The sequence below is a fragment of the Trinickia sp. genome (assembly GCF_051961175.1).
GTDB lineage: Bacteria > Pseudomonadota > Gammaproteobacteria > Burkholderiales > Burkholderiaceae > Trinickia.
Map to the genome: position 1 here is coordinate 1 of NZ_JBQCDN010000213.1, position 4,350 is coordinate 4,350.

The following is a 4,350-nucleotide window of genomic DNA, read 5'->3' on the forward strand; positions in this document are numbered from 1 at the left end:
CGAAGAGTTCTCGAACATCTTGCAGCGCCAGGCGCATTAAGGAGTACGCGATGGCCGGTTCCACCAACCGATCCAGCATGCGCGGCGGCCGCTCGCGCCGCGCGATGGCCGACATCAACGTCGTGCCATACATCGACGTGATGCTGGTCCTGCTCGTCATCTTCATGGTGACGGCGCCGCTCGTCGCGCCTTCGATCGTGAACCTGCCCACGGTCGGCGGTGCCGCGCCCCAGCAGCAAACGCCTCCCGTCGTCGTCAATATTCGCGGCGACGGCAAGATGACCGTTCGCTACAAGGACGATTCCGGCAACGCCGAAGAACAGCAGATGACACGCGGCGATCTGGCCAGTTTCGTGACCGAGCGAGAAGTGTCGCACCCGGATCAACCGGTCGTGATCGCCGCCGACAAAACCGTGCAGTACGATGCCGTGATGAACGTGATGTCCGACTTGAAGGCGCGCGGCGTGAAGCGCGTGGGCCTGCTCGTCAAATCGCAATGAAGCCCAAGAAGTCCGTCTACCCGCTGCAACCGCCCCGCGAGCGCGGTACCGGGCGCGCGTTCACCCTCGCGCTCGTCATGCACGCGCTGCTGGGGTTGTTCCTCTATCACGGCATTCACTGGCAGAACAGCACGCCGGCCGGCGCCGAAGCCGAGCTTTGGACCAACGTGACACCGGCGCCGACGCAGCCTCCTCCTCCCCCGGCCCCGCCCGTGCGCGTACAGCCGGCGCCGCCCGTCGCTCAGGAGCAGGCCGATATCGCGCTGCAGGAAAAGAAGCGTAAGGAACAGGAAGCCGCGCAGCGGGCCGCCCAGCTTGCCGAGGCGCAACGCCAAAAGGCGCTGCAGGAGCAACAGGCGCAAGCCCAGCGGCAGGCGGCACAAAAGGCCGCGGCCGATAAGCTCAAACAGCAGCAAGCCCAGGCCGAGAAGCTGCGCGAACAGCAACAGCAACAGGAAAAACAGGCCGAGCTGAAGAAGCAGGAACAGCAAAAGCAGGCGCAACTGAAACAGCAACAACTCGAAGCCAAGCAAAAAGCCGACGCGGAAAAGGCCGCGAAAGCCAAGGCCCAGGCCCAGCAGCAGGCCAAGCAAAAGCAGCAGCTCGAACAGGAGCGGCGCGCGCGGCTCGCGCAATTGCAGGGTCTGGCCGGCCAAAGCGAGGGCGGCAACGGCCTCGCGAAGAGCGGTACGGGCAGCGGCTCGGGCGGTACGGCTGCGTCACCCGGCTATTCGGACAAGGTGCGCCGGCGCGTACGGCCGAACATCATCTGGGCCGGCGAGACCGCGGGGCTCGAAACGGTCGTTTCGGTCCACTGCGCGCCGGACGGCGAGCTCTTGTCGGCGTCGATCCAAAAGGGCAGCGGCAATGCGCAATGGGATCAGGCCGCCCTGAACGCCGTGAACGCGTCCAATCCGATGCCGCTCGATACGAACGGGAAAGCGCCGTCGTCGTTCCTGATCACGCTGCGGCCGGCGGGCTGACCGGGGCGGCGATGGCCGGGACGCGCGGATCCGCCCCTGTCAGGAACGATTCCTGCAGCGCGTAGTCTCTTTGCTGTCGTGCCATTTTTTCGTTTTTTGGGATTTTCAGCATGAGTTTGATGACGAAGCTAGGCTTGAGGACATTGTTGGCGTCGTGCCTGATCGCGTCGGCCGGTGCGGCGCACGCTCAGCTCAACGTACTCGTGACGGGTGTCGGCTCCACCCAGTACCCCATCGCCACGGCGAACTTCGCGGGTGAAACGGGTGCGCCGCAGTCGGTCAGTGAAATCGTGCGTCAGGACTTGCAGCACAGCGGCAAATTCTCGATTGTCGATGCCGGTTCCACGCCCGTCTCCGAAACCGATTCCGTCGATTTGGGCACCTGGAAGGCCAAGGGCGCCAACGCCTTTGTCGCCGGCAGCATTCAGCGTACGGCCAACGGTCAATACGACGTGCGTTTCCGGCTGTATGACGCGGTCAAGGGGCAGAGCCTGGGCGGCTTGTCTTTCACGACGCCCGCGGACAGCTTGCGGCTGACCGCTCACAAGATCTCCGATTACATCTACGCGAAGCTGCTCGGCTCGCGCGGCGTCTTCGCCACGCGGCTGTCGTACGTCGTGAAGGTCGGCAATCGTTATCAACTGCAGATTTCAGATTCGGACGGTCAGGACGCACATGTGGCCCTGTCGAGTCCCGAACCGATCATCTCGCCGGCCTGGTCGCCCGATGGCACGAAGGTGGCCTACGTCTCGTTCGAAAAGCGTAAGCCAATCGTCTACATTCACGATCTGCCGACGGGGCACCGCGTTGTCATCTCCGATCAGAAGGGCAGCAACAGCGCGCCGACCTGGTCGCCGGACGGGCGCACGGTAGCCGTCGCACTGACGCTGACGGGCAATACGCAGATCTACGCCGTGAATGCGAACGGCGGCGGCTTGCGCCGCTTGTCGCGCAGCACGTCGATCGACACCGAGCCGTTCTACTCTCCCGATGGCCAGTGGATCTACTTCACGAGCGACCGGGGCGGCCAGCCGCAGATCTACAAAATGCCCGCACAAGGCGAAAGTGCCGGCGGTGCGCAGCGCGTGACATTTACGGGCAATTACAACACGAGCCCGCGTGTGAGCCCCGACGGCAAGGAGCTCGCTTACATTTCGCGCGTGGGCGGTGCATTCAAGCTCTACATACAGGACCTCGCGACGGGCGTCGCCACGGCGCTGACCGATACGGCACATGACGAATCGCCGAGCTTCGCGGCGAATGGTCAGTACATTCTTTATGCCACACAGGCGAACGGCCGTGGCGTACTGGCCGCTGTTTCGACCGACGGTCGGACGCGGCAGATTCTGTCCGTTCGGGGCGGCACCGTGACCGAGCCGTCTTGGGGTCCCTTTATGCAATGACACACAAGGAGAGTAAGAAATGATGTCCAAACTTCGTATCGTATTTGCCGTGGCGCTCGTGAGCGCGTTGGCCGCTTGCCATTCGGGCACGAAGCTGAACGAAAACCCGACGCAAGGTGCGGTCAGCACGCAGCCGAACCCGAACGCGGTCGCGCCGGTCACGGTTGACGAGCTGAACAACCCGAACAGCCCGCTGGCCAAGCGCAGCGTGTACTTCGATTTCGACAAATACGACGTTTCGAGCCAATACACGTCGCTGCTGCAAGCGCACGCGCAGTACTTGCAAGCCCATCCGCAACGCCACATCCTGATCCAAGGCAACACGGATGAGCGCGGCACGGCCGAGTACAACCTGGCGCTGGGCCAAAAGCGTGCGCAAGCGGTTCTGCAAGCGCTCGAAGCCGACGGCGTGCCGGCATCGCAAATGGAAGCCGTGAGCCTGGGCAAGGAAAAGCCGATGGCGCAGGGTCACGATGAAGACTCGTGGGCGCAAAACCGCCGCGCAGATATCATCTATCAGTAATTCGTAACGGGTGACAACGCGTATGACGCACCGTTTCTCCTGGCTGCGCGGTACCGCAGCCGCATGTGTGGCCGCTTCGGCGCTCGTGGCAGGGCCGGCGCACGCCGGTCTGTTCGACGACGATCAGGCACGTCAAGCGATTCTTGACTTGCGTGCAAAGACGGATAACCTCACGAGCCAATTGTCGGCGGCGCAGCGCTCCTTGATCGATCAGCAGGGGCGCCTCGATCAGCTCAATCAGCAGATCGCGACGCTGCGGGGGCAAAACGAGGATCTGGCGAACCAGGTCACGACCTTGCAGAAGCAGCAGAAGGACTACTACACCGACCTGGACGGCCGGCTCAAGAAGTTGGAGCCGCAGACGCAGACGGTCGATGGTGTCCAAGGCACGGTGCAGCCCGGTGAAACGGAGGCGTTCAACGCGGCATCGCAGCAGTTTCGCAGCGGCGACTTCAAAGGCGCGGCAGCGGCATTTCGCAGCTTCATCGCCAAATATCCGCAGAGCCCTTATCAGCCGACGGCGCAGTACTGGCTGGGTAATGCGCTGTACGCATTGCACGATTACAAGGGCTCCACGGCCATTTGGCAGAGCGTCGTGAAGAACTACCCGCAGCATCCGCGCGCACCCGAGGCACTGCTGGCGATCGCGAACAACCAACTGGAGCAGGGGCAGAAGGCCGCGGCTCGCAAGACGTTGCAAGAGATCATTTCGCAGTACGGCGGGTCGGACGTGGCGCAGGCAGCGCAGCAGAAGCTGGCGCAGACGAAGTAAACGGTAGCGGCGCGTGAAGGCTGACGGCCGGATCGCCGATGAAGGCTCGATGTTGACGAGCCCGATCAGCGCCGCTATAATCTCGCCTCTTCGGGTCGTTAGCTCAGTTGGTAGAGCAGCGGACTTTTAATCCGTTGGTCACTGGTTCGAATCCAGTACGGCCTACCAA

Annotated in this window: 5 protein-coding genes and 1 tRNA gene; all 6 read left to right on the forward strand. The window is 63.0% G+C overall.

What is annotated here, in order from left to right; translation table 11 throughout:
* Window positions 1-50: 50 nt before the first annotated feature.
* Window positions 51-500, forward strand: coding sequence for a protein TolR (gene tolR, locus ACTHL0_RS12710; protein WP_440567103.1), 450 nt, complete (start codon window positions 51-53; stop codon window positions 498-500).
* Window positions 497-1,483, forward strand: a complete 987-nt coding sequence (tolA, locus tag ACTHL0_RS12715; protein ID WP_440567104.1) for a cell envelope integrity protein TolA — start codon at window positions 497-499, stop codon at window positions 1,481-1,483. Before tolR ends, tolA begins: the two co-directional genes overlap by 4 nt.
* Window positions 1,484-1,593: 110 nt before the next feature.
* On the forward strand, window positions 1,594-2,886 hold the full coding sequence (gene tolB / locus ACTHL0_RS12720) for a Tol-Pal system beta propeller repeat protein TolB (RefSeq protein WP_440567105.1): 1,293 nt from the start codon (window positions 1,594-1,596) through the stop codon (window positions 2,884-2,886).
* Between the two features lie 19 nt (window positions 2,887-2,905).
* A complete protein-coding gene (gene pal / locus ACTHL0_RS12725; protein WP_440567106.1) occupies window positions 2,906-3,409 on the forward strand; it encodes a peptidoglycan-associated lipoprotein Pal in 504 nt (167 codons plus the stop codon).
* A gap of 22 nt (window positions 3,410-3,431) precedes the next feature.
* Window positions 3,432-4,181 carry a tol-pal system protein YbgF gene (ybgF, locus tag ACTHL0_RS12730; protein WP_440567107.1) on the forward strand — a complete coding sequence of 250 codons (750 nt, stop codon included), beginning with the start codon at window positions 3,432-3,434 and terminating at the stop codon, window positions 4,179-4,181.
* Window positions 4,182-4,273: 92 nt separating this feature from the next.
* Window positions 4,274-4,349, forward strand: a tRNA-Lys gene (locus ACTHL0_RS12735).
* The last annotated feature ends 1 nt before the right edge of the window (window position 4,350 follow it).